Consider the following 26,005-nt stretch of genomic DNA (forward strand, 5'->3'; position numbering starts at 1 on the left):
TCACCTCACGATCGGCATTCGCCGAGTTGGGGTATTCGTGACGCGCGGAAACCGTTGCGTCATATAGCCGAAACATAGCTTCGGTTCTCACCGTGTGGTCCCGGGAAACGTGAGCAACCGTTGATCAAGCGGTCATTCTGCGCAGCATCGCGGCAATACCGGTTTCCTACCTTGAAGTCATTCAGATTTCAGGAGGGCCGTGCAGATGCTGACGCGCAATCGCGACATCGAACACTGGGATGCCGAGGATGTCGATGCTTGGGAAGCCGGTGGCAAGAACATTGCGCGCCGCAATCTGATCTGGTCGGTCTTCGCCGAGCACGTGGGATTCTCGGTGTGGTCGATCTGGTCGGTCATGGTGCTGTTCATGCCCACCGCGGTCTTCCATATCGATACGGCGGGCAAGTTCTTCCTGGGCGCGGTGCCCACGCTGGTCGGCGGCATCATGCGGATTCCGTACACCGTCGCCACTGCGAAATTCGGCGGTCGCAACTGGACCATTGTGAGCGCGCTGGCGCTGCTGGCGCCGGTGCTGCTGACCCTGTATTTCATCAATAAGCCCGGCACCTCGTACACGACGTTCCTGGTTATCGCGGCCTTCGCGGGCTTGGGCGGCGGGAACTTCTCCTCGTCGATGTCCAATATCAATGTCTTCTACCCGCAGCGGCTCAAGGGCTGGGCGCTGGGTATGAACGCGGGTGGCGGCAATATCGGTGTGCCGGTCATTCAGGTGGTCGGGCTGGTGGTCATCGCGACCCTCGGCAGCGCGTACGGCAATGCTTCGGCGGTGTGCCTGGTGTATCTGGCGCTGATCGTGGTGGCAGCCCTGGGCGCGGCGCTGAACATGGACAATGTCAAGAACCAGAAGGCCGACCTGTCCTACATGCTCAAGGCGCTGCGGGTACCGCAGTCGTGGGCGATCGCTTTCCTGTACGTCGGCACCTTCGGCTCGTTCATCGGCTACAGCTTCGCCTTCGGCCAGGTGCTGCAGATCAGTTTCAAGGCGGGCGGGGCGACCGCCGCTGCCGCCGCGCTGCATGCCGCGCAGATCGCCTTCGTCGGACCGCTGCTCGGTTCGCTGGCTCGTCCGTACGGCGGTAAGTGGGCCGACCGTGTCGGCGGCAGCAAGGTCACGCTCTACACCTTCGTCGCCATGACCGCGGCGGCTGCGGTGGTGGCCGTCGCCAGCACCATGGGCGACAGCACCGGCAGCCCGAAGGGCGGCGTGCTGGTGGCGCTGATCATCGGTTTCACCGCACTGTTCGTCATCTCCGGTTTCGGCAACGGCGCGGTCACCAAGCTCATCCCGTCGGTGTTCGAGGCGAAATCCCGTAGCCTGCCCGGTGATTCGGCGACCCGCGCGGCCTGGGCGCAGAACAGCTCTGGTGCACTCATCGGTTTTGTCGGCGCCATCGGCGCGCTGGGCGGCGTCGGCATCAATCTGGTGCTGCGCTCCTCCTACGCCTCCACACAGTCCGCCACCACCGCCTTCTGGGTTTTCATGGCCTTCTACGTGCTCTGCGGGGCGGTCTGCTGGATGGTCTTCATGCGCCGTCCGAGCCTGCCGGCACTGGCTCCCACAGATACCGGGGTCGTCGTCGAGGCCGAGGCATTGGTGCTGGAAGCCGAAGCCGCAGAGACCGATTCCTCGTCCACCGCATCGGCCCGGGCCTGACTCGCATCTTCTCGAAAGGACTGTCATGACGCACACAGTCGGACGCAAGACAGCGGTTGTCGTCGGCCACGGCATGGTGGGACACCGTTTCGTGGAGGCACTGCGCTCCCGTGACGAAGCCGATGCCTGGCAGATCGTCGTGCTGAGCGAGGAGCCGCTGGCGGCCTACGACCGTGTCGGGCTCTCCTCGTACGTGGGTCTGTGGGAGACCTCCGCGCTGGCGCTGCCGGGCAATGCCTACGAGGGCGACACGCTGGTGGAGGTGCGCCTGGGCGTGCGCGCCGACAGCGTGGACAAGGCGGCACGCAAGGTCACCACCTCCACCGGTGACGTAATCGGTTACGACGCACTGGTTCTCGCCACGGGTTCGTATGCCTGGGTGCCGCCGGTGCCGGGCCACGACACTCCCGAATGCTTCGTCTATCGGACGCTCGCGGACCTGGACGGCATTCGCGCCGCCGCCGAGGCGGCCGGTCCGGGCGCGGTCGGCGTGGTGGTCGGCGGTGGTCTGCTCGGTCTGGAGGCCGCCAACGCGCTGCGGCTGCTGGGCATGACCCCGCACGTCGTCGAGTACAACAACTGGCTCATGCCCGCCCAGATCGACGAGGGCGGCGGCGCGATCCTGGCGCAGCTGGTCACCGAGCTGGGCTTGCACGTGCACACCGGCGTGGGCACCTCGACCATCGAAACCATGGTGGACGCACCGCTTTCCGAGCGCTTGAACGTCACGCTCTCGGACGGCACCCAATTGCGCACCGCGCTGGTGGTTTTCGCCGCCGGTGTCCGCCCGCGTGACGAGATCGCCCGTGAGTCCGGGCTGGAGGTCGGGCCACGCGGCGGTGTCATCACCGATCTCGGGTTGCAGACCTCCGATCCCAGCATCTATGCCATCGGTGAGGTCGCCGCGGTGGAGGGCGTCTGCTACGGCCTGGTCGCACCGGGTTACAGCACCGCCGAGGTCGTCGCGGACCGATTGCTCGGTGGCGCAGGCGAATTCCCGGGTGCGGATATGTCCACCAAACTCAAGCTGCTCGGTGTGGATGTGGCCAGCTTCGGTGACGCGCACGCCAAGACCGCGGGCGCGCTCTCGGTGGTGCTGCACGATGCAGCCAAGGGCACCTACGCGAAACTTGTTGTCTCCGATGATGCCAAGACGCTGCTCGGCGGCATCCTGGTCGGCGATGCCACCCAGTATTCGGCGCTGCGTCCGCTGGTGGGCCGCGCGCTCCCGGCCGAGCCTGCCGCGCTGATCTCCCCGGCCGGTGCGGAATTGGGCGCGGATTCGCTGCCCGACGATGCGCAGATCTGCTCCTGCAACAATGTGACCAAGGGCGCCATCTGCGGCGCGATCGCCGACGGCGCCTGCGATGTGCCGGCCGTCAAGAGCTGCACCAATGCCGGAACCTCCTGCGGCGGTTGTGTTCCCATGCTCAAGAAGCTGCTGGAGCAGTCCGGTGTAGCTCAGTCGAAGGCGCTGTGTGAGCACTTCACCCAATCGCGGGCCGAGCTTTTCCACATCGTCCAGTCCGCCGGCGTCCGCACCTTCTCGGCGCTGATTGCCAAGTACGGCACCGGATCCGGCTGCGATATCTGCAAGCCGACCGTCGCGTCCATCCTGGCCTCGACCTCGAGCGATCACATTCTCGACGGCGAGCAGGCGTCGCTGCAGGACACCAATGACCACTTCCTGGCGAATCTGCAGAAGAACGGCACCTATTCGGTGGTGCCGCGCATGCCCGGCGGTGAGGTCACCGCCGATCAGCTCATCACCATCGGTCAGGTCGCCAAGGACTTCGGCCTGTACGTGAAGGTCACCGGCGGTCAGCGCATCGACCTGTTCGGCGCGCGGGTGGAGCAGCTGCCGCTGATCTGGAAGCGCCTGGTCGATGTGGGCATGGAATCCGGTCACGCGTACGGCAAATCGCTGCGCACCGTGAAAAGCTGCGTCGGTTCCACCTGGTGCCGCTACGGCCAGCAGGATTCGGTCGGCATGGCAGTGCTGCTGGAGAAGCGCTACCGCGGCTTGCGGTCCCCGCACAAGTTGAAGCTGGGCGTTTCCGGGTGCGCCCGGGAGTGCGCGGAGGCGCGTGGCAAGGATGTCGGCGTCATCGCCACCGAGAACGGCTGGAACCTGTACGTCGGCGGCAATGGCGGTCTCACTCCGAAGCACGCGGTGCTGCTGGCCGGCGCGCTGGACGACGAGACGCTCATCCGCTACATCGACCGCTACCTGATGTTCTACATCCGCACCGCGGACCGTCTGCAGCGCACCGCGCCCTGGCAGGAGGCCCTCGAGGGCGGTATCACCTACCTCCAGCAGGTGGTCTGCGAAGACAGCCTGGGCATTGCCGAGGATCTGGAAGCGGCCATGGAACGCCATGTCGCGGGCTACCGCGACGAGTGGGCGGCGGTGCTCGACGACGAGGAGAAGCTCTCGCGCTTCGTCACTTTCGTCAATGCGCCGGAGGAGGCCGACCCGACCATCGGCTTCGACGACAGCGGCGAGCGCAAGGTGCCCGTGCTGCTGGGTGTTCCGGAGCTTCCGGCCCGCCAGGCGCTCTGAATATGGCGTGGCATCGCTACTGTGACCAGCTGATCAACGCTGTGACCAGCGACGTTGCCGCCGCCACGCACGGGAAATGACTGCTTAACCGCACGGAAACAGGACGTCGGTACCAATAGGTGAGGGCGTTCGGAGGAGAGTACCGATGACCGTGATCGACACACCCGGCACCGTGACCAGCCTCAGCGGCTGGACTCGAGCGTGCCGACTGGATTACCTGATTCCCGGCCGCGGCGTGGCGGTGCTTCTGAAGGGTGGTCGCCAGGCCGCCCTGTTCCTGACCGCCGATGGCACGCTGTATGCCGTGGGAAATATCGATCCGTTCGGCCGGGCCGCAGTGATGTCACGCGGCATCGTCGGTGACCGCGGCGGCGTGCCGGTGGTGGCCTCCCCGCTGCTCAAGCAGAGTTTCTCGCTCATCGACGGCAGCTGCCTGGACGATTCGGGCGTCTGGCTACCGGTGTACGGGGTGCAGGTGGTGGACGGTGTGGTGTCGCTGTCCAACGAGCCCACGCTCTTCGCCGATGGTCCTGGATCGTTCGACGGCGGTACGGCATGACCGAGCCCGACGCCGGCACGCCACTGGCCGGTTTCACGGTGGGCATCACGGCGGCGCGGCGGGCCGATGAGCTCGGTACGCTGCTCACCCGTCGTGGCGCGAATGTTGTTATGGCTCCTGCTATTCGGATCATCCCACTGGCCGACGACAATGAGCTGGAGCGCGTGACGCGTCAGCTGGTGGCCGAGCCGCCGCAGATTACCGTCGCCACCACGGGTATCGGTTTCCGGGGCTGGATGGAGGCGGCAGAGGGCTGGGGCCTGGCCGAAAACCTGCGTGCCACCTTGGCAGCCACCCGCATGCTGGCCCGAGGCCCGAAGGCCAAGGGCGCAATTCGTGCCGCTGAACTGCGCGAAGAGTGGTCGCCCGCCTCGGAATCCTCCGCGGAGGTGCTGGATCATCTGCTCGCCGAAGGGGTCGAGGGTGTGCGGATCGCCGTGCAGCTGCACGGCGCCACCACCGAGTGGGAGCCGGTGCCGGACTTCTGCGAGGTATTGCGTTGCGCCGGAGCCGATGTGGTGCCGGTACCGGTCTACCGGTGGACTCCGCCGCAGGATCGCATTCCGATGGACCGCATGATCGAGGCCATCGTGACCGCAGGCATCGACTGCGTCACCTTCACCAGCGCCCCCGCTGTGGCATCACTTCTCATGCGCGCCAAGGAAACCGGACTGCTCGAGGCCGTGCTGCACGCCCTGCGCGGCCGGGTGCTCGCGGCCTGCGTCGGTCCCATCACCGCCGCACCCCTGGAAGAGCTCGGCGTGGCCACCACCATGCCCGGTCGCGCCCGCCTCGGTGCGCTGGCTCGCCACGTGGCCGAAGAACTTCCGCGCCGCGCCAATCGAATTCAGGCCGCCGGCCACATTCTGAGCGTCCGTGGCAGCTGCGTCGTCGTGGACGGTGCGGTGCGCCAGCTGGCCCCCGCCCCTATGGCGCTCATGCGTTCCCTGGCCCGCCAGCCCGGCCGCGTCGTGTCCCGCGAAGACCTGCTCGCCGCCCTCCCCGGCGGTGGCGACGACACCCACGCCGTGGAAACCGCCATCGCTCGTCTCCGCGCCGGCCTCGGCAGCCCCAAAGCCATCCAAACCGTGGTGAAGCGCGGCTACCGCCTCGCCCTGGACCCGGCCGAATGCATCGACAACCCGCGCCCCGTCGCCCCGAGTCCCACAGTCCGCCAGCAGTTCCCGAACCGCACCTCCGGCCTCGGCACCCGCCAGGACATCCCCTCCCGCTACCCGGCAGCAGTGCGCTCGTCCGACCCGCCGCTCAACGGCTCCGCTCGCCCGGCCCTCCCGCCGCGCACCTCTGCGGATCCTGCGGTGGGTTCCGGTAGCCGCCCGGGCTTCCCGCCCGCACCCGTGAGCACACCGCGTCCTGCCGAACCTGTTCCCGCTCCCACTGCCGTTGCCCGCCAGGGCTTTCCGGGACGGTCCGCGACTGTGCCGCACGCCGGTACGCAGCCTCCGGCGACCGGTTCCGGTGTACCGGTGCGCCCCAGTCGGCCCGCGCCCGTTGCGGAGGTCTGGTGACCAGCCCGGCGCTGGTGCTGGTGGCGCACGGCACCAGGAGTACACGCGGCGTGGAGATGATCGCCGCATTGGCTGAGGCTGTTGCGCGGGAGCTGGGGGCGGCCGCGCCTGATTTCGGCTCCAGCGCAGTTGATTCCGTGGCTACGTCACACCCAGAGACAGGTGCCGGTGCCGCGTTCGGGGCCGCATCGGCATCGTTGCGTGCTGTCGGCGAGCCGGACGTAGCGTCCGGCCCGCGGGTGCGCACGGCATTCGTGGATGTGCTCGGGCCTTCGCCCGCAGAGGTGTTGCGGGATTTGAATGCTGTTCCCGCCGTGGTGGTTCCGGCCTTCCTGGCCTCGGGCTATCACGTGTATCAGGATGTGCCGCGAGAGGTGGCCGCGAGTGCCCATGTGGCGGTCGCGGTCACCCAGGCGATGGGTCCGGATCCGGCGCTGGCCGCGGTGATGCGCATGCGATTGCGGGCGGCGGGGTGGCGCCGCGGCGATGCGGTGGTGTTCGCTGCCGCCGGTTCGTCGGATCCCCGTGCGCGACAGGATGTGCGGCGGGCGGCCGGTCTGCTCGCGGAGCAGATCGCGGCGCCGGTCCGGCTGGCGTACATCGCCACCGGTGAGCCCCGGGTTCCGGAGATGGTGGCCGAGGCCCGCGCGGCCGGTGCGCGGCGCGTATTCATTGCCTCGTACCTGCTGGCGCACGGTCTGTTCCATGAGCGGCTGCATACGGCGGGCGCGGACGGGGTGGCCGAGCCGATCGGTGTGCATCCCGCCATTGTTCGTTTGCTGGTGGATCGCTACCGCACCGCAGCCGATACTCTCGCGGCCGTTCGCGTCGCCTGACCGAATCGCCGAAATTGCCGAGTGTTTGGTGGTTTCCGCATTGCCGTGGCAATGTGCAAATCAAATTCCATTGCGCTCGGAGGGTTTTCTGTTGAAGAAGCTTGTCGTCACCGCCGGTCTGATTGTCGCCTGTGCCGCAGGGTCTTTCGCCACCGCGTCTACCGCGTCCGCCGTTTCCGGTCTGTACGACCCGTGGACCGCGTGCAAGGCTTCCGGCCTCTCGGACGAAGCGTGCAGCCAGCAGGTCAACGCCAATGATCCGGCGGCGCCCGGCACCGGCTTCGGCTGGACGGGTTCCGCGGCGGCGCACTGATCGACCCGGTGGGTGACCACTGACCGGAATTGATGGGTGACCATCATTCGCGGCGAGCCGAGGATGGCGGCATGCTCGATGCCGAACATCCCGCTCGCCGTGCCGGACTCGCCTCGCAGGCCGCGGTGCGCGGCAGGCGTAAGGCCGAATGGCTGGCATTGTTCGCGCCCGAGGCCCGGGTGGAAGACCCGATCGGCGTCTCACCGTATGACCCGGTGGGGGATGGCCATGCCGGGCCCGAGGCCATAGCGGCGTTCTGGGATATGGCGATTGCCGACAGCCGCATCGACTTCCGGCTCGCCGATTCCTATGCCTGCGGCGACGAGGTGGCCTTCGTCGGAACCATTCGCAGTGAGCGCGGCGACCGGGCCGTCGAGGTCGACGGCGTGTTCACCTATCGCGTGAACTCGGCCGGGAAAATCGTGGCATTGCGCGCCTTCTGGGAATTGAAACAGGCGCGCACCACATTCTTGCCGAACTGAGCCCGCTCGACATTTGCCGGACTCGTCGAAATCGGTTCAGGCGCCCGGGGTTTGCAGCGCCGGGAACCAGATATCGGTCAGCACGGTCGCGGCCTGATCCGCGGATACATCGATCGTCCCCTGCATGGCCCAGCGCGTGAAGAACCGCTCCAGCTGCGCGACGAGCAGTTCTATCCGCAAGCGCGCCTCGTCCTGCTGATCGGCCGGCCAGCGCGAGAGATACGAGGTCATCACATTCGGCACCGCGAGAATGCCCTCGCGCGCCACCTCACGGAACTCCGGTTCCAATGCCGTCGCCTCGTCCCAGGCGGGCAGTAGATCCTTGTATTCCTGGAACCAGTCGATGGACCGCCGCATCCAGGCCGCGAACTCCTCGCGTGATCCGGTGTCGAGCACATGGTCGAGGTCTTCGTAGAAGTACTGGACGCTGGGCAGCGCCCCCTGTTCGGCGATGGCGCGCAGCACATCCGGTTTGCCGGTGAAATGCAGATAGAAGGTCGCGCGGCTGCAACCGACCGCCGCGGCGATGTCGTCCACTCGCACCGGTGCGTATCCCTGGGTGGTGAACAGTCCCTTGGCGGCCTCGATCAGACGGCTGCGGGTGAGTCGTTTCTGCTCGTCGCGCAGGGAGGTGCGCCGGGTGGTCACTTCCGCGGGCTGCGCGGGATCTGTGGCCGGTTCGGTCTGCATGGGTGCTGGCCGCCTTGGTTCCGGTGAGCGAAAGGCGCCCGTGCGGCGGCCTTTTCCGATGCTCGAGTCTACGTCTGTCGGGGGTTTTCGCTTCGATGATAGACGTTTGTTCATTCACTAGACACTGTGTCTAGTGAATGCTAGCGTGTGTGTCACATCACGTCCGGCCGGGCAATGTGACCCACCGCCGAAGCAGGAGAGTGAATTGGAAACCCGTGAGTTGCCCAGGGTGTGCGTCATCGGCGCCGGCCCGTCCGGCATCACCACCGCAAAGCGCCTCGCCGAATACGGCATCCCCTTCGATTGCTACGAAGCCTCCGATCAGGTGGGCGGCAATTGGTACTTCAAGAACCCGAACGGCATGTCGGCCTGCTATCAGAGCCTGCACATCGATACGTCGAAGTTCCGGCTGGCGTTCGAGGACTTCCCGGCCCCCGACGAGTGGCCGGACTTTCCGCACCACACGCAGCTGCACCAGTACTTCAAGGACTATGTCGAGCACTTCGGCATCGGCGATCGAATCATCCTGAATACCAAGGTGACCTCGGCCAAGCGCGACGCCGAGGGCCTGTGGGAGATCACCACCGATACCGGCCGCACCGAAACCTATGACGCGCTGCTGGTCTGCAACGGTCACCACTGGGACCCGCGCATCCCCGACTACCCGGGTGAATTCGACGGCGTCCTCATGCATTCGCATGCCTACAACGACCCGTTCGATCCGATCGATATGCGCGGCAAGCGCATTGTGGTGGTCGGCATGGGCAATTCGGGGCTGGATATCGCCTCCGAACTCTCGCAGAAGTTCATCGCCTCGAAGTTCTTCCTCTCCGCCCGCCGCGGTGTGTGGGTGCTGCCGAAGTATGTGAACGGCAAGGTCGGTGACAAGGCCTCCATGCCCGCCTGGATGCCGAAGAAGCTGGGGCTCAAGCTCAAACAGCGCTTCGTGGTCAAGAATCGCGGCTATATGGAGGATTACGGCCTCCCGAAGCCGGATCATCTGCCGTTCGAGGCGCATCCGTCGGCCAGTGAGGAGTTCCTGCACCGGGCCGGTTGCGGTGACATGGTGTTCAAGCCCGCCATCACCCGTCTCGACGGCAAGAATGTGCATTTCGCCGACGGCAGCGTCGAGGAGGTGGATGTGGTGGTGTGCGCCACCGGCTATCACATCAGCTTCCCGTTCTTCTCCGATCCGGAGTTGCTGCCCGATGCGCGCAATATGATCCCGCTGTACCGGCAGATGATCAAGCCCGGCGTGGACAATCTCTTCTACCTGGGCCTGGCGCAGCCCATGCCGACCCTGGTGAACTTCGCTGAGCAGCAGTCGAAGCTGGTCGCCGCCTACCTGTCCGGCAATTACGCCCTGCCGTCCGAGACGGAGATGACCGAGACCATGCGCGCGGCGGAAGCGCTGCGCAGCGGGACGTTCTACGACTCGCCGCGGCACACCATTCAGATCGAATTCGAGCCGTACGTCCGCGATCTGCAGCGCGAAATGGCGCGCGGAGCCAAGCGGGCCGCCGATCGCGGGCACGCACTGCCCGTGCCGCCGCGCGCCTCGGCCAGAGTCTGAGAAAGGGCGGAACGGAATGAGCAATGTGGCTGGATTCTGTACCGACGAATTCGCCGCGGTCCGGGCGGCTTTCACCGAACAGGTGGAGTCCGGGGCCGAACTCGGCGGCGCACTCTGTGTGACGGTGAACGGCGATCCGGTGGTCGATCTCTGGGGCGGTTACGCCGATCCGGAGCAAACCACGCGCTGGCGTGCGGACACCCTGGTGAACTGCTTCTCCATCACCAAGACCATGACGGCGCTGAGTGCGCTACTGCTGGTCGACCAGGGTGGCCTGGATGTCTACCAGAAGGTGGCGCACTACTGGCCGGAGTTCGCGGCCAATGGCAAGGCCGATATCGAAGTGCGGCACCTGCTTTCGCACACCTCCGGGGTTTCCGGCTGGGAAGCGCCGATCGAGATTCCCGATATCTACGAGCTCGAGTCCTCGACGGCACGCCTGGCGCAGCAGGCGCCCTGGTGGGAGCCGGGCACGGCCTCGGGATATCACGCGCTCAATTACGGGCATCTGGTCGGCGAGCTCATCCGCCGGATCGACGGCCGCACGCTGGGCCGTTTCTTCGCCGAGGAGCTCGCCGGCCCGCTCGGCGCGGATTTCCATATCGGCACCGGGGCAGAGCATTTCGATCGCATCGCCACCATCGTTCCGCCCGAGTATCCGGAGTTCGATCAGTCGCTGCTGCCGCAGGACAGTGTCATGTTCAAGACATTGTTCCAGCCGCTGCTGGACTTCGATATGTGCTCCACCCCCGGGTGGCGGCAGGCGGAGCTGGGCGGCATGAACGGCCACGGCAATGCCCGCTCGGTGGCCCGGGTGCAGTCGCTCATCAGTAATGGCGGGGAGCTGAGCGGCCGGAAGTACTTGTCGGAGAAGACGATCGATCTGATCTTCGATCAGCAGATCGACGGCGTCGATCTGGCCATCCTGCTTCCGCTGCGCTTCGGCATCGGCTACGGTCTGCCGAAGCCGGAGACGGCTCCGCAGGTCCCGGACGGCCGGGTGTGCTGGTGGGGTGGACTGGGTGGGTCCATGGTCGTCAACGACCTGGATCACCGGGTCACCTTCGCCTACACCATGAACCGAATGGCGCCCGGCCTGATCGGCTCCGATCGTGCCGACGCCTATCTGAAGGCAGCCTTCGCAGCGGTACGAGATTCGAGGATTTGAATTTATGACGCAAGCCGTTGACCTCCAGGCCCTTGCCGCGCAGGTGGCCGCGAAACTCACCGGTCCGGGCGGGCCGTTCGAGATGACGGTCGAGGAGGTGCTGGGCGCGCAGATTCCGGTCTTCCGCACTCGCCGCCGCTCCCTGCTGGAGCTGCTGGAGGCCTCCCGCGACCTCGGCGACCGGGACTACCTGGTCAGTGCCGACAAGCACATCACCTTCGCCGAGCACTACGAGGCGGCGGGTGCGCTGGCGGCGGCGCTGCAGCAGCGCTACGGCATCGGCAAGGGCGACCGGGTCGGCATCCTGGCCGCCAATACCCCGGAGTGGGTGCTGACCTTCTGGGCGGCGCAGCGGCTGGGCGCGATTCCGGTCGGCTACAACGCCTGGTGGGCGCCGCTGGAGATCGCCTACGGTCTCGAGCACACCCAGCCGGTGGTGGTGATCGCCGACGCCAAGCGGGCGCAGGCGCTGGCCGATGCGGGTGCCCGGGTGCCGGTCCTCACCATGGAGAAAGACCTTCCTGACCTGGTCGCGGAATACGCGGGCGAGTACCCGGTTACCGCTGTGGCAGAAGATGATCCGGCATGCATCCTCTACACCAGCGGCACCACCGGCCGGCCCAAGGGTGTGGTGCATTCGCACCGGAACATGGTGGCGGTCGCCGACTATCACCGTTTCACCGATGCGCTGATGGCGGGCTTCCGCGGGCTGCCGTGGGACGGGTCGCCGACCAGTCGCCGGTTCCTCACCACCTCACCGCTTTTCCACATCGCGAGCCTGCACAATCTCGCGGTGCCGCGGCTGAACACCGGTGACGCGGTGATCTTCCCGGCCGGCGGGTTCGACGCCGACAAGATCCTGGGGCTCATCGAATCCGAGCGCATCACCAACTGGGGTGCGGTGCCGACCATGGCCAGCCGCCTGCTCGACGCGGATATCACCAAGTACGACCTGTCCTCACTGTCGGGGTTCTCGCTCAATGCCGCGCCCTCCTCGCCCGCTCTGCAGCAGCGACTGCGCGAGCGGCTCCCGGTGGCGCAGGTGGCATTGACCACCAGCTACGGATGCACGGAGAGCGGCACCGCCGCCACCATCGCGGCGCCGGCGGATCTGCTGGCCAATCCGGAAGCGGTGGGGCGTCCGATCATTGCCGTCTCCGTCGAAATCCGTGATCCGGAGGGCACTGTCGTGCCCGACGGCGTGGAGGGCGAGATCTGCATTCGCAGTCCGTACGTCATGCTCGGCTACTGGAACGACGAGGTGGCCACCGCCGCATCGATCGATGCGGACCGCTGGCTGCGCACCGGCGACTTCGGATTCGTCTCCGGCGGTGTCCTGCAAATGGCCGGTCGCCGTTCGGATCTCATTCTGCGCGGCGGTGAGAACGTCTACCCGACCGAGATCGAGAATGCGCTCGACGCGCATCCGCTGGTCCAGGAATCGGCCATCATCGGGGTTCCGCACGAGGATCTGGGTCAGGAGGTGGCGGCCATTGTTGTTGTCGCGGACCCGGATTCGGTCACCGAGGACGAGCTGCGCGACCATGTGGCGCAGCGGCTGGCCTATTTCAAGGTGCCCGCCCGCTGGCTCATCACCGCTGATGCGCTGCCGCGCAATGCGACCGGCAAGGTGCTGCGCCGCGACCTATCCCTCGGGGAGTGAAGACCGTGTACGACACCATCATCAAGGGCGGGCGCTGGTTCGACGGCACCGGTGCGCCGTCGGCCATCCGCAATATCGGTATTCGTGACGGCCGGATCGCGACCGTCACCACCGAGGCGCTCGACGAAACCGAGTGCGCCCGGGTGATCGACGCCGCCGGGCAGTGGGTGTTGCCGGGCATGCTCGATATCCATACCCATTACGACGTGGAGGTGCTGCTGGATCCGACGCTGTCGGAATCGCTGCGGCACGGCGTCACCACCATTCTGCTGGGGTCCTGCTCGCTCTCCACCGTGCATGTGGGCGGTACGGATGCGGGCGACCTGTTCGGGCGGGTGGAGGCGATTCCGCGCAAGCATGTGGTGGCGGCGATCGACGGGCTGAAGACGTGGAACAGCGCACACAGCTATGTGGCCGCGCTGGAATCACTGCCGCTGGGCGCGAATCTCGCTGCCTTCATCGGGCATTCGGATATTCGCGCCGCGCAGATGGGCCTGGACCGCGCCACCCGCCCGGATGTGGCGCCCACCGAATCCGAGCTGAAGGCCATGGAGCACAAGCTGAGTGAGGCCCTCGATGCCGGCTTCGTCGGCATGTCCTCGCAGCAGCTGCTCTTCGACAAGCTCGACGGTGAGGTATGCCGTTCGCGCACCCTGCCTTCGACGTATGCCAAGCCCAAGGAGCGGCGCCGGCTCAATCGGATTCTGCGCGACCGCAAGCGGACGCTGCAGGGTGGTCCCGATGTGGCCCGGCCGCAGAGCCTGGTCGCCATGGCCGCGAGCAGCCTCGGCATCTTCCGGCCGAATTTGAAGGTGAGCCTGCTCTCGGCCGCCGATATCAAGGCGATTCCCGGTGTGGTGCAGATCTTCCCGCTCATCGGCAAGGTGCTCAACCGGCTCGGCGGTGACTTCCGCTGGCAGCATCTGCCGGTGCCGTTCGAGGTGTACTCCGACGGTATCGATCTGCCGGTGTTCGAGGAATTCGGTTCCGGCGCAGCGGCTCTGCACCTGTCGAACCAGTTGGAGCAGCGGCGTGAGCTGCTGGCCGACGAGAGCTACCGGCGTTCCTTCCGCAAGGACTACGACAAGAAGTGGGGCCCGCGGGTCTGGCATCGGGACTTCTTCGATGCCGAGATCACCGAATGCCCCGATGCGAGCGTGATCGGCAAGACCTTCGGTCAGGTCGGCGTGGATCGCGGCGGTGTGCACCCGGTGGACGCCTTCCTCGACCTGGTGGTGGAGTACGGGCCGAAGGTGCGCTGGCGCACCACCATCTCCAACCACCGGCCCGAGGTGCTGGACAAGCTGGCCGCCGATCCCAGTGTGCAACTGGGCTTCTCGGATGCCGGAGCGCATTTGCGCAATATGGCCTTCTACAACTTCGGGCTGCGGCTGTTGAAGCGCGTGCACCGCGCGCAGCAGGACGGGCGGCCGTTCATGAGCGTGGAGCATGCCGTGCACCGCGTCACCGGTGAACTGGCCGACTGGTACGACCTGGATGCCGGGCACCTGCGCGTGGGTGATCGCGCCGATGTGGTCGTGCTCGATCCGGCGCATCTCGACGACAGCCTGGATGCCTACGCGGAGAACCCGATTCCGGAATTCGACAATCTCTCCCGCATGGTCAATCGCAATGACGACACCATTACCGCGGTACTGGTGAACGGTGAATACGTATTCGGCCTGGGTGAGAAATCCCCGGCCCTCGGCAAAGAGCGCACCGGGCAGTTCCTGCGCGCCGGTCGACGCTGACAAGAGGAGTTCGTAATGAGCACAGGTAGATTCGGCGGCAAGACCGCCGTGGTGACGGGCGCGGCCTCCGGTATCGCAGCGGCAATCGCCGATGCGCTGATCGCCGAGGGCGCGAATGTGGTAGGTCTCGATATCGACGAGGCCGGCTTGCAGAAGAAGGCCGCCGAACTCGGCGACGCCTTCGTGCCGGTGGTGGCGGATGTGACGGTGGAGGCTCAGGTCGCCGCCGGAATCGAAGTTGCCGCAGCACGTTTCGGCCGGCTCGACGCGGCCTTCAATGTGGCGGGCGGCTCCCGCATCGGCGCCGTGACCGATCTCGCGGAGGCCGATTGGGACTTCACCATCGACCTGGTGCAGAAGAGTGTTTTCCTGTGCACCAAACACGAAGCCCGCCTGATGCGCGACAGCGGCGGCGGCGCCATCGTCAATATCTCGTCCCTGGACGGCCGTGTCCCGATGCCCGGTGGCAGCCCGTACTCCACCGGCAAAGCGGGTGTGGTCATGTTCAGCAAGAACGCAGCCCTCGAGCTCGCGCAGTACCGCATTCGAGTGAACTCGGTCCTGCCCGGCCTGGTCGACACCCCGTTGACCGCCGCCGTCATGGGCTACGAACCGGCAAAGCAGATGTTCCTCGACCGAATCCCGATGGGCGCCGCCGCTACCGCCGAACAGATAGCGGCACCCTGCCTCTTCCTGGCCAGTGACGATGCCTCGTACATCACCGGCACCGAACTGGTGGTAGACGGCGGCTGGGAAATCAGCAACTTCCCCAACCTGGCCAAGCTCGCCGGCTGACCGTCGTCACCCGTCCCATCAACGCCGGTCGTCAGCAACAGCTGGTGGCCGGCCGACGTGGTCCCCAGGGTTCACAGAGACCGCACCACGCGGCCTGCCCACAGCTCGAGCCGACCTGCGCGGGCATTCTGCCCGCAGGGTCATCGGCCGATCCGGAAGTGGTGGAGGTCGAGCGGGAGGGTTATTCCTCTTTGCTGGCCGCGTCGAGGCCGAGCATCTGGAGGAGGTATTCGCAATCGGCTACATCGAGGGCGTGACCTGCGACTGTCCGGGTGGCCATGGCGTTCTGCTTGATCGTGGCGGCTTTTTCGGCGGCCCGTGCGGCACCGAATTCGCTCTGCTCTTCTACAAGGATCGTCTGTCGTGCCGAGGTCATAGAAAACTTCCCGGGGTGTGTCGGGTTGCCGTATCCGAATGACTCGGGTCAACTCCGTCTATACCTCACCCTACGGGGTGAGGATGGTTATAGAAATGAAATGGGGGGCGCGGCGGCATTCAGCGAGGTGGGAGGGCGGGGGATTCCCAGGCCCGGGCGAAGCGGCGTTTGTCGGTGGCGTTGGTCTCCTTGCTGCGATAAACGACGTAGGGGCGGACCAGGTAGCCGACAGGGGCGCTGAACATATGGACCAGGCGGGTGTAGGGCCAGATGCCGATCAGGGTCAGCACGATGAGGCCGTGCACCTGGAAGGTCCAGGGCGTGCCGACCATGAGGTCCGGGTGGGGATGCAGGGTGAAGAGGCTGCGGAACCACGGGGAGACGGTCTCGCGGTAGTTGTAGGTGCCCCACAGCAGATTGCTGCCGATGGTATTGAGCAGGCCGGTGACGAGTGCGCCGGCGAGCAGCACATACATGAGCAAATCGTTGCGGGTGGTCGCCATGCGGACGGCGGTGACAGTGACGCGGCGGTACAGCAGGATGGCGATGCCCGCTATGACGGCGACGCCCGCGACGGTGCCTGCCGACACGGCAACCACGTGATAGAGGTGTTCGGAGATGCCGACGGCAGCGGTCCACGATTCGGGGATGAGCACGCCCAGAACATGACCGCCGATGACGCCGAGCATGCCGAAATGGAACAGCGGGCTGCCCAGGCGCAGCAGCCGCGATTCGTAGATCTGCGAGGACCGGGTGGTCCAGCCGAACTGGTCGTTGCGGTAACGCCAGAGGTGGCCGAGCAGGAACGAGGTGCAGGCGATATAGGGGAGTGTCATCCACACCGTGGAGGTCATCGGCGGCTGTCCGTTTCGGCGAAGGTGATCGGGTCCATGGCGAAGGGGTCCAAGCCGACTTCCTCGTCGGGTGGGCCCTGGGCGGCCAGTTCGGCAATGCGGCGGCGGTCGGCGGTGGTGAGCGGGGACAGGGTGGCGGTGACGGCGGCGAGTATGCCCGAGTAGGGAGAATCGATGTCGGACAACGACAGTCGCAGTAGTTCCAGCACCGGGACGTGTTCGCCGAGCAGGCGTTCGCCGCCGACGGGGTCGACGGTGGCGGCGAATTCCAGCAGCACCGGCAGGTGGTCGGGGAGTTCCTCGTCGCCGAGTTCGACGCCACCGTGCCGGTAGGCGTGTTTGAAGCGCAGCAGGGCCATTCCGCGTTTGCGGGTGTCACCGTAGGCGTAGAAGGTCAGGTGCAGGGCGGCGCGGCGGCGCATATCGAAGGTCTCGACGTACTCCTGGGCCAGGGCGATCGGGTTGCCGGTGCGCAGGTGGGTGAGGATCGGTTCGAGGAACGGCCGCATGGTATCGGGCAATTCCGCTGTGGCACTGGATAGATCGTCGAGAGCGGCCAGCATGGTGGTGCTCGGATAGTCCAGCAGCAGCGCGGCCAGCCGCCATACCAGCCGGCGGTCCCGGTCCGAGAGCTGGACCGTGGGTTCGGGGCGTTTACGGATCTTCAGCAGGCTCATCGCACTGCCCCGCTGGGGAAGGGAGCTTCCGGCTCGGCTGTTGTGCCATCGCCGTTGTGGCCGTCGCCATTACCGTTGCCATTGCGGGTCGGGATGAGCCCCTCGGCGCTCTTTCCGTCCCAGTTCAGCAAATTGATGCGCGCCGATTTCTCTTCCGGCGCAGCAATATTGGAGTCAGTCAGGTGGAACTTCTCGGCCACGACCTCGAAGGCGGTCATGCCGGGCCCACCGTCGGTATCCAGTGAGCATCCGGTGGCGAGCGAATCGAGTTCGTGGGCACGGGAGGTCGCCCCGGAGGGAATCACATACCGGTGCTCGTATTTGGCGATGGCCAGCAGGCGGTACATCGCCTCGATCTCTTCCGGCGCCAGCCCGGTCGAGTCCGGGATACGCATATCGGGTTCCTGCCCGAGATTGATCGAGCGCATGAACGACCGCATCCCGGCCAGTCGCTGCAGCGAATCCCGCACCGGCCCTACATCACCGGCGGTGAACAGTTCGGCCAGGTACTCCAGGGGAATACGCAGCGCATCGATCGCGCCGAACAGATTCGAGTGGTCTTCGCCGTCGTGCCCGGTCTCCGACAGCACATCCACCACCGGCGACAGCGGCGGCACGTACCAGACCATCGGCATGGTCCGATATTCCGGATGCAGCGGCAGCGCGATCTTGTAGTCGACGATGAGCTTGTAGCAGGGTGAATCCTGTGCCGCGGCAATCCATTCCGGCGAGATCCCGGCACGCTCCGCCTCGGCGATCACGCGTGGGTCGTGCGGGTTGAGGAACACGCCCAGCTGCGCCGGGTACAGATCCTTGTCGTTCTCGACCGACGCCGCTTCCAGCACCGCGTCGGCGTCGTAGAGCATGACCCCGATGTAGCGCAGCCGCCCGACACAGGTTTCCGAGCACACGGTCGGAATGCCGACCTCGATGCGCGGGTAGCAGAAGGTGCACTTCTCCGCCTTGCCCGTCTTGTGGTTGAAGTAGATCTTCTTATACGGGCAGCCGGTGACGCATTGCCGCCAGCCGCGGCACTTGTCCTGATCGACCAGCACGATGCCGTCTTCGGCTCGCTTGTAGATCGCCCCGGACGGACATGCCGCCGCGCACGAGGGGTTGAGGCAGTGTTCGCAGATGCGTGGGAGGTAGAACATGAACGTCTGCTCGAATTCGAGCTTCACCTGCTCGGACAGCTTGGCCAGCAGTGGATCCTTGCCGACCTGTTCGGGACCGGAGCCGAGCGAGTCGTCCCAGTTCGGCCCCCAGGTGACCTTGGTGTCCTTGCCGGTGATCAGCGATTTGGGGCGTGCTACCGGGCTGGTGTCCATGTGTGGTGCGGCCAGCAGGTTTTCGTAGTCGTAGCTCCACGGGTCGTAATAGTCCGACACGGTGGGCAGGTCCGGATTGGCGAAGATATTGAGCAGCCGCTTCATTCGCGACCCGGATTTGAGCGTCAGCTTGCCGCGCCGATTGCGTACCCAGCCGCCCTTCCACTTCTCCTGATCCTCGTACTGCCGCGGATACCCTTGTCCCGGCCGGGTTTCCACATTGTTGAACCACATGTACTCGGTGCCGCCGCGATTGGTCCAGGCCTGCTTGCAGGTGACGCTGCAGGTGTGGCAGCCGATGCATTTGTCGAGGTTCATGACCATCGACAGTTGCGCCATGACACGCATGTCAGTACTCCACTTCCTGCGAGCGCTTACGAATGGTGGTGACCTCGTCGCGCTGATTTCCGGTGGGCCCGTGGTAGTTCAGGGCGAAAGACTGCTGGGCGTACCCGCCGATGAGGTGCGAGGGCTTGATCATGATGCGAGTCAGCGCATTGTGGATACCGCCGCGTTTGCCCCGGCCCTTGAAGTCGTCGGGCGCGTCGGTCACGTTGCCGCTCTTGCCGTTCGATGCGACGGGCGGTCCCTCGATGCGCGGCACGTTCACCGTGCGGTCCTGGGCGTGGTACATGAACACCGTGCCCTCGGGCATGCGGTGTGACACGATGGCGCGCGCCACGACCACACCGTTTCTGTTCACCGCCTCGATCCAATCATTGTCGGCCACACCGATTTTGGCTGCATCGACCTCCGACATCCAGATGGCCTGGCCGCCGCGCGAGAGCGTGAGCATGTGCAGATTGTCCTGGTACGCGGAGTGGATCGACCACTTCGAGTGCGGCGTCAGATACCGCACCGTCACTCCGTTCTCGGTCACCTTGCCGATACCGGGTTCGCTGAACAGCGCCGACATGTCCAGTGGGGGACGATAAATCGGCAGTTGCTCACCGAGTTCGATCATCCAATCGTGATCGAGGTAGAAGTGCTGCCGCCCCGTCAACGTGTGCCAGGGCTTCAGCCGCTCGGTATTGATGGTGAACGGGGAGTACCGGCGTCCACCGGTCTCACTGCCAGACCATTCCGGGGACGTGATGACTGGAACGGGCCGAGCCTGGGTGTCGGCGAACGTGATTCGTTTGCCCTCGTGCTCGGCGGCCAGATCGGCCAGCCGGGTACCGGTGCGCTTTTCCAGCGCCTCGAAACCTTCCACCGCGAGCCGGCCATTGGTGGTGCCGGACAGCGCCAGAATGGCCTCCGCCGCATGAGTGTCCTTGGCCAGCGACGGCCGCCCCTGCGCGATACCCGAGACCACCGCCCCGTTCATGCCCTTCAGATACTCGACCTCGGCACCGGGATAGGTGGTGACGCCCTTGGTGGTGAGGCCGAGCTGCTCGACGAGCGGCCCGAGTGCGGCCATCTTCTCCGCGACCTTCGGATAATCACGTTCGACCACAACGATTTTCGGCATCGTCTTTCCGGGGATGGGCTCACATTCGCCCTTCTTCCAGTCGAGTACCCGGCCGCTCGCCTGTGCCAGCGCATCGGCGGTGTCGTGCTGCAGCGGCACCATCACGATGTCCTTGCGGATACCGAGATGCTTCTCCGCCAGCCAGGAGAATCCCCGGGCAATGCGATGGAATGCCTCGAAATCGGTGCGGGTCTCCCACGGCGGCGAAATCGCCGGAGAGAAGGCGTGCACAAACGGATGCATATCCGTGGAGGACAGATCGTGCTTCTCGTACCAGGTGGCGGCGGGCAGCACGATATCGGAGAACATGGTGGTGCTGGTCATCCGGAAGTCCAGGGACAGCAGCAGATCCAGCTTTCCGGTGGCGGCCTGATCGCGCCACACCAGCTCCTGCGGCCGTACCCCGGCGGCCTCGGCGGTCTGCAGATTGGAATCCGCGCCCAGCAGATGTTTGTGGAAGTACTCATTGCCCTTGCCGGACGAGCCGAGCAGATTGGCCCGCCAGACCGTCAGTACGCGCGGGAAGTTCTCGGGTGCGTCCGGATCTTCGCAGGCGAAGCGCAGGGCGCCGGTTTTGAGACCGTCGACGACGTAGTCGGCCGCGCTCCTGCCCGCGGCCTCCGCCTCATCGGCCAGATCGAGCGGGTTGCGATCGAGCGTCGGATAGGACGGCATCCAGCCCAATCGTGTTGCGAGCGCGATATTGTCGGCCGCCGTCCGTCCCGCGAAACTGCCCTTGCCCAGCGGTGAGGAGAAGGTCTCCGAGGTGAACGGGTCATACCGCCACTGATCATTGGTGAGGTACCAGAACACGGTGCCCTGCATCTGGCGCGGGTTGCGCTGCCAGTCGGCGGCGAAAGCCAGTGTGGACCAACCGGTTACCGGCCGGCACTTCTCCTGGCCCACGTAATGCGCCCAGCCGCCGCCGTTCACGCCCTGACAGCCGGTGAGCAGTGTCAAAGTGAAGAAGGCGCGGTAGATCTGGTCGGAGTGGAACCAGTGGTTGGTGCCCGCGCCCATGAGAATCATGGACCGGCCGTTCGAACGTTCGGCATTGTCGGCGAATTCGCGGCCGATGCGTTCGGCCTGCTTGGCGGGAACGCCGGTGATCGTCTCCTGCCAGGCCGGGGTGTACGGCTCGTTCGGGTCGTCGTATCCCGTCGGCCAGCTGCCGGGCAGGCCGGGACGTGCCACGCCGTACTGGGCGAGCAATAGATCGAATACCGTCGTCACCCGTTTGCCCGCAACAACAGTCGTGGGAACGCCGCGGGTGAGCACCTCCGAGGTCGTTCCGTCGAAGCGGGGAAACTGCACGGCCGCAGCATCATCGGTGCGGCCGTGCAGGGTCAGCAGCGGATCGACGCCTCCCAGGTCCAGATTCCAGCGGCCCTTGCCCGCTTCGGTGAAGCGATGTCCCAGGGATCCATTGGGCACCTGCGGATTTCCGTCGGCATCGAGTAGTACGGGCTGGAATTCCACCGCTTCCGCGGTGTGGCCGAGGTCGGCGGCGGTGAGGAACTTGCCGGGTACGCAGACGCCGTTGTTCTCGTCGAGGGTGACGAGGTAGGGCAGGTCGGTGTACTGCTTGATGTAGTTGTCGAAATACGAGGTCGACTTGTCGACGAAGAATTCCTTGAGCACCACGTGCCCCATGGCCATGGCGAGCGCGGCATCGGTGCCCGGGCGTGCGGGCACCCATTCGTCGGCGAACTTGGTGTTGTCGGCGTAATCGGGGGAGACCACCACGACCTTCTGGCCGCGATACCGGGCCTCGGTCATGTAGTGGGCGTCCGGGGTTCGGGTGACCGGGACATTGGAGCCCCACATGATCAGGTAGCCGGCATCGAACCAGTCCGCCGATTCCGGTACGTCGGTCTGGTCGCCGAACACCTGCGGCGAGGCTACCGGCAGGTCGGCGTACCAGTCGTAGAACGACAGCATGGAGCCGCCGATGAGGGAGATGAAGCGCGCGCCGACGGCATGGCTGACCATCGACATGGCGGGAATGGGGGAGAAGCCCGCGACCCGATCCGGCCCGTACTGCTTGATGGTGTAAACGTGTGCGGCAGCGGCGATTTCGGACGCTTCCCACCACTCGGCCCGGACGAACCCGCCCCGGCCGCGTGCGGACTTGTAGGTCTTGGCCCGCTCCGGATCCTCGACGATGGACTCCCACGCCAGCACCGGATCCTTCAGCCGCTCCTTGGCCTCCCGGTACATCTCCAGCAGCACGCCGCGCACGTACGGATACCGAATGCGGGCAGGCGAATACGTGTACCAGGAGAACGACGCACCACGCGGGCAGCCGCGCGGCTCGTACTCCGGCTTGTCCGCGCCCACCGACGGGTAATCGGTCTGCTGTGACTCCCAGGTGATCACACCGTCTTTGACGTAGATCTTCCACGAACACGACCCGGTGCAGTTCACACCGTGCGTGGAGCGCACCACCTTGTCGTGCGACCACCGATCCCGGTAGAACTCGTCCGCTTCGCGCCCGCCCACCTGATGCAGCGTGCGCAGGTCTGCGGAAACCTCACCGCGATTGAAGTACTTTCCCAATCGAAGCAGTGCATCGCCGGAGGAAGATCCGGTGTGCGTTTCAGGCATGACGCCCCCATCGAGAGAGAAGAACTGGGCTGCTGGCTCGACTGTAAGGACGTGGACGCGGGCAGCAAAACGCTTCTCTCACAGTGCGCGTGAGGTGTTTGTGAGCTGTGAGATCGCGGCAACCTGCCGGTCACTGGTTAGTCGCGACACTACCTTGTGCATTCGGGCGTGACCTGCGGTGATTCACTTTCACGCGGTGAAGGAGGCTACATTCGAGGACTTCCGGGCCGCTCGCGGTGATGCTTTGGAAACGGTCGGTTCTCCCGCGCTTTACATTTGTTAACACACTTTCCCGGCAATATGGATTGCCGGGAAATCGCGGAGGAATATCCGGATCACTCCGGGATCGTTCGAATATTGTGCTCGCATGCATCGATTCGAGGGCTCGATTCACTCCGCCGACGGGGGTGGCGCGTATATCCCCGTTCCCGCCGCGATCCTCGAAGCGCTCGGCGGCGGCGGTCGCATCCCCGTGCATGCCACCTTCGACGGTATTCCGTACATCGGTTCCATCATGTCCATGGGCGGCGGCCCCTGTCTGGGCCTGCTGAAGTCCATTCGGGCCGATCTGGGGAAGGGGCCCGGCGACGCGGTGTCGGTGACCGTGGAGCGCGATGCCGCCGAGCGCGCCGTCGACGTGCCTGATGACCTGGCTGCGGCCCTGGCGGACGCGGATGCGCGGGCGGCGTTCGACGCGCTCTCCTATTCTCGCCGCCGCGAGGCCGTCAAGGCCATCACCGATGCGAAGCGGCCGGAGACTCGTGCGCGCCGGATTGCCAAGGCAGTCGAGGACGTGCTGCCGGGCCGAGGGTGAGCGCCAGGGCAGTCTGGAGTGCGCCTGCGGGATCCGTGGGCAGCTGCGGTGCGCGCCAGGCGATTATCTGATCAGGGCGAACCAGTAGTGCGCCATCTGGTGTGAGATTTGCTGTCCTGCAATAAGTCTCAGGTATTTCATGAACTCTCAAATCCGGAATGCCGGTCGCGGTCGCGTGCCACGCCGCTCCGGAGGGGCCGACGAGCAGTGCGAAGTCGGTGTCGATGAGATCGAGGGTCGATCGGCCTGGTGTGAGATAGGCATGTGGCAGGCGAGTTCCCGGCTGGCCTGCGATATCGAGGTGATCCATGCTGTGTGTGCTGGCATCGTCGACGAATGCGCCTGTGGGATAGCGGTTTCCGAGTATGAGGGCGAGGGGATCGGCCAACGGTGTGGCATCGATGGACTTGCGATTCATGGTGCGCAGGTTGGTGGTTCGAATGCTCGATTGGTCGGCGATGAACCATCCGATCGGGTGGCGTTCGGACTGATAGGTGTCCAGCAGCGCCGGGTCCGCGGTGCCGTGCAGGACGCGGGCCAGCTTCCAGGCGAGATTGTGTCCGTCCTCGATTCCGGTATTCGCGCCCGCTGCGGCGAACGGCGGCATGACATGGGCGGCGTCCCCGGCCAGGAAGATGCGGCCGCGGCCATAGGTATCGGCGACGAACATCCCGGGCTCCCAGGGCATTACGCTCATGATCTCGATATCGACCGTGGGATCGCCGATGGCGGTGCGCAGGGCGTCCGGCCACTCCCGGGCAGCGCGATCCAGGCCTGTCGCACTGGAGAATATCCATCGCGACGAGCCGTCGATGGAAGCGAAAGCGCCTGGCACACTGTCGTTCTCGATCTGGCAGAGATTGAACTCGCGCCCGCGCACCAGCTCCGCGAGCTCGGCGCGGAAGTAGACATTCACCGCCCGGCCCAGGGTGCCGCGACCGCTGCGGGGAATGCCCAGCCGCTCCCGAATCGGGCTACCGGACCCGTCGGCGGCGATCAGGTAGTCGGCGTGCAACTGCTGCACGGTGCCGTCGGCGGTACGCAAGGTGGCGTCGACTCCGGTGCCGTCGTCGTGGAAGTCGATGAGTTCCACACCGAATCGCACGTCGGCGCCGCGCGCCTCGGCCAGGCCGCGCAGCACGGGTTCGAGGTGATCCTGTGCGCAGAGGCAGGCTGTCGCGGGTGTGATGGCATCCCAGTCCGGCAGGCCGCCGGGCAGCGTGAACGGCAGCCGCTCGGCCTCGGCGAGGGTCGGTCCGGCGGCCATGAACTGGTAACTCGCCAGGTCGCGTGCCGCGTCCAGGACCTCGTCGGCGATGCCGAGCTGCCGGAACAACTCCATGGTCCGGATATTGATGCGCCGCGCCTTGGGCTGCGGCGATGTTGTGGTGCGCCGCTCCACCAGCGTCACCTCGACTCCGTGCCGGCGCAGGAACAGCGCCGCGCACAGTCCTGCCAATCCGCCCCCGACCACCACTACTCGTTGTTCGTGTACGTCGTACATCATGTGTACGTTGTACACGAATGATTGAATCTCCCGCAAGGAGGTGACATGAACGACGACACGACCGCACCCGGCCCACTGATCTGGTCGCTGCCCGAACCCCCGGGCCGCCCCACCACCACGCTGAGCCGCGCCGATATCCTGCGAGCCGCGCTGACCATCGCCGATGCCGAAGGTGCGCACGCCCTCACCATGCGCCGGGTGGCGACCGCGGTGGGTGCGTCGACCCCCATGTCCCTCTATCGCTACGTGGGCAGTAAAGACGGCCTGGTCGACCTCATGATCGATGCCGTCTACGGCGAAATCCCCCTCCCCACAGCACCTTCCGGCCCCTGGCGCACCGCCTTGGAGAAGCTGTCCCTGGACACCTGGACCGTCATCGGGCGCCACCTGTGGTTCGGCCACCTGGTCCACACCCGCCCCCCGCTCGGCCCGAATGCCCTGCGCTACTTCGACTTCCGCTTCGCCCTGCTCGAACCCCTCGGCATCACCGCCGACGAGATGACCCGCATCACCACCGCCATCGACGGCCACCTCATAGGCACCGCCCTGCAACTCGCCGAAGAACAACGCATGCGCACCCGCACCGGCCTGCACACCGACCAGCAACTAGCCGAAGCCGCCGCCCCCCTCCTACAGCCCATCCTCGCCGCCGACCGCCACCCCGCCTTCACCCGCTGGCTAGCCGCCCGAACCCTCACCGACCTCACCGACCCCGTCGCCTGGACCCTCACCTGCCTACTCGACGGCATCACCACCCGCCTGAACCTCCCCACC

Annotated in this window: 20 protein-coding genes and 1 pseudogene; 14 read left to right on the top strand and 7 right to left on the bottom strand. The window is 65.8% G+C overall.

Annotated features, from left to right (window positions below):
* Positions 1-205: 205 nt before the first annotated feature.
* From JWN03_RS09725 to JWN03_RS09755, 7 genes and pseudogenes are all read left to right on the top strand, one after another.
* The gene (locus tag JWN03_RS09725) at positions 206-1,675 is read left to right on the top strand and encodes a nitrate/nitrite transporter (protein WP_297612864.1); all 1,470 of its coding nucleotides are present in this window, start codon (positions 206-208) and stop codon (positions 1,673-1,675) included.
* Positions 1,676-1,700: 25 nt separating this feature from the next.
* Positions 1,701-4,238 carry a nitrite reductase large subunit NirB gene (gene nirB, locus JWN03_RS09730; RefSeq protein WP_297612867.1) on the top strand — a complete coding sequence of 846 codons (2,538 nt, stop codon included), beginning with the start codon at positions 1,701-1,703 and terminating at the stop codon, positions 4,236-4,238.
* Positions 4,239-4,383: 145 nt separating this feature from the next.
* On the top strand, positions 4,384-4,797 hold the full coding sequence (gene nirD / locus JWN03_RS09735; RefSeq protein ID WP_297612869.1) for a nitrite reductase small subunit NirD: 414 nt from the start codon (positions 4,384-4,386) through the stop codon (positions 4,795-4,797).
* Positions 4,794-5,939 (top strand): annotated as a pseudogene (locus JWN03_RS09740) (uroporphyrinogen-III synthase); the annotation flags it as partial. The gene nirD and the pseudogene JWN03_RS09740, both read left to right, overlap by 4 nt.
* A 383-nt stretch (positions 5,940-6,322) precedes the next feature.
* Complete coding sequence (locus tag JWN03_RS09745; protein WP_297612872.1) at positions 6,323-7,162, top strand: sirohydrochlorin chelatase; 840 nt, start codon at positions 6,323-6,325, stop codon at positions 7,160-7,162.
* A gap of 91 nt (positions 7,163-7,253) precedes the next feature.
* The gene (locus JWN03_RS09750; protein ID WP_297612875.1) at positions 7,254-7,475 is read left to right on the top strand and encodes a hypothetical protein; all 222 of its coding nucleotides are present in this window, start codon (positions 7,254-7,256) and stop codon (positions 7,473-7,475) included.
* A 71-nt stretch (positions 7,476-7,546) separates the two neighbouring features.
* A complete protein-coding gene (locus tag JWN03_RS09755) occupies positions 7,547-7,957 on the top strand; it encodes a nuclear transport factor 2 family protein (protein WP_297612878.1) in 411 nt (136 codons plus the stop codon).
* Positions 7,958-7,993: 36 nt separating this feature from the next.
* Here the strand turns inward: JWN03_RS09755 and JWN03_RS09760 are convergent, their stop codons facing one another.
* A complete protein-coding gene (locus JWN03_RS09760) occupies positions 7,994-8,647 on the bottom strand; it encodes a TetR/AcrR family transcriptional regulator (RefSeq protein WP_297612881.1) in 654 nt (217 codons plus the stop codon).
* Between the two features lie 205 nt (positions 8,648-8,852).
* On the opposite strand from JWN03_RS09760, the gene JWN03_RS09765 reads away from it, so the two are divergent.
* Genes JWN03_RS09765 through JWN03_RS09785 form a run of 5 tightly spaced genes read left to right on the top strand, consistent with a single transcriptional unit; the run spans position 8,853 to position 15,597 of the window.
* Complete coding sequence (locus JWN03_RS09765; protein ID WP_297612884.1) at positions 8,853-10,220, top strand: flavin-containing monooxygenase; 1,368 nt, start codon at positions 8,853-8,855, stop codon at positions 10,218-10,220.
* A 16-nt stretch (positions 10,221-10,236) separates the two neighbouring features.
* Positions 10,237-11,388: a serine hydrolase domain-containing protein gene (locus JWN03_RS09770; protein ID WP_297612887.1), complete on the top strand. Its 1,152-nt coding sequence runs from the start codon at positions 10,237-10,239 to the stop codon at positions 11,386-11,388.
* A gap of 4 nt (positions 11,389-11,392) precedes the next feature.
* Positions 11,393-13,051, top strand: coding sequence for a class I adenylate-forming enzyme family protein (locus tag JWN03_RS09775; RefSeq protein WP_297612889.1), 1,659 nt, complete (start codon positions 11,393-11,395; stop codon positions 13,049-13,051).
* Between the two features lie 5 nt (positions 13,052-13,056).
* On the top strand, positions 13,057-14,802 hold the full coding sequence (locus tag JWN03_RS09780; protein ID WP_297612947.1) for an N-acyl-D-amino-acid deacylase family protein: 1,746 nt from the start codon (positions 13,057-13,059) through the stop codon (positions 14,800-14,802).
* 15 nt (positions 14,803-14,817) lie between these two features.
* Complete coding sequence (locus JWN03_RS09785; protein ID WP_297612892.1) at positions 14,818-15,597, top strand: SDR family NAD(P)-dependent oxidoreductase; 780 nt, start codon at positions 14,818-14,820, stop codon at positions 15,595-15,597.
* 181 nt (positions 15,598-15,778) lie between these two features.
* Here the strand turns inward: JWN03_RS09785 and JWN03_RS09790 are convergent, their stop codons facing one another.
* From JWN03_RS09790 to JWN03_RS09810, 5 genes are all read right to left on the bottom strand, one after another.
* The gene (locus JWN03_RS09790) at positions 15,779-15,973 is read right to left on the bottom strand and encodes a hypothetical protein (protein WP_297612895.1); all 195 of its coding nucleotides are present in this window, start codon (positions 15,971-15,973) and stop codon (positions 15,779-15,781) included.
* Between the two features lie 119 nt (positions 15,974-16,092).
* Positions 16,093-16,827 carry a respiratory nitrate reductase subunit gamma gene (gene narI, locus JWN03_RS09795; protein ID WP_297612898.1) on the bottom strand — a complete coding sequence of 245 codons (735 nt, stop codon included), beginning with the start codon at positions 16,825-16,827 and terminating at the stop codon, positions 16,093-16,095.
* The gene (gene narJ, locus JWN03_RS09800; RefSeq protein ID WP_297612900.1) at positions 16,824-17,504 is read right to left on the bottom strand and encodes a nitrate reductase molybdenum cofactor assembly chaperone; all 681 of its coding nucleotides are present in this window, start codon (positions 17,502-17,504) and stop codon (positions 16,824-16,826) included. The genes narI and narJ overlap by 4 nt, the downstream gene beginning before the upstream one ends.
* A complete protein-coding gene (narH, locus tag JWN03_RS09805; RefSeq protein ID WP_297612950.1) occupies positions 17,501-19,171 on the bottom strand; it encodes a nitrate reductase subunit beta in 1,671 nt (556 codons plus the stop codon). Before narH ends, narJ begins: the two co-directional genes overlap by 4 nt.
* 10 nt (positions 19,172-19,181) lie before the next feature.
* A complete protein-coding gene (locus JWN03_RS09810) occupies positions 19,182-22,910 on the bottom strand; it encodes a nitrate reductase subunit alpha (protein WP_297612903.1) in 3,729 nt (1,242 codons plus the stop codon).
* Positions 22,911-23,277: 367 nt separating this feature from the next.
* Between JWN03_RS09810 and JWN03_RS09815 the strand changes: the two genes are divergently transcribed.
* Positions 23,278-23,724: a YdeI/OmpD-associated family protein gene (locus tag JWN03_RS09815; protein ID WP_297612906.1), complete on the top strand. Its 447-nt coding sequence runs from the start codon at positions 23,278-23,280 to the stop codon at positions 23,722-23,724.
* On the opposite strand, the gene JWN03_RS09820 is transcribed toward JWN03_RS09815, so the two are convergent.
* Positions 23,645-25,231 carry an FAD-dependent oxidoreductase gene (locus JWN03_RS09820; RefSeq protein ID WP_297612910.1) on the bottom strand — a complete coding sequence of 529 codons (1,587 nt, stop codon included), beginning with the start codon at positions 25,229-25,231 and terminating at the stop codon, positions 23,645-23,647. The two genes, JWN03_RS09815 and JWN03_RS09820, sit on opposite strands and share 80 nt — an antisense overlap.
* 45 nt (positions 25,232-25,276) lie before the next feature.
* On the opposite strand from JWN03_RS09820, the gene JWN03_RS09825 reads away from it, so the two are divergent.
* Positions 25,277-26,005: TetR/AcrR family transcriptional regulator (locus JWN03_RS09825; RefSeq protein ID WP_297612913.1), on the top strand; the 729-nt coding region annotated here is incomplete at its 3' end.

It is taken from the genome of Nocardia sp., assembly GCF_025465275.1.
Lineage (GTDB): Bacteria > Actinomycetota > Actinomycetes > Mycobacteriales > Mycobacteriaceae > Nocardia.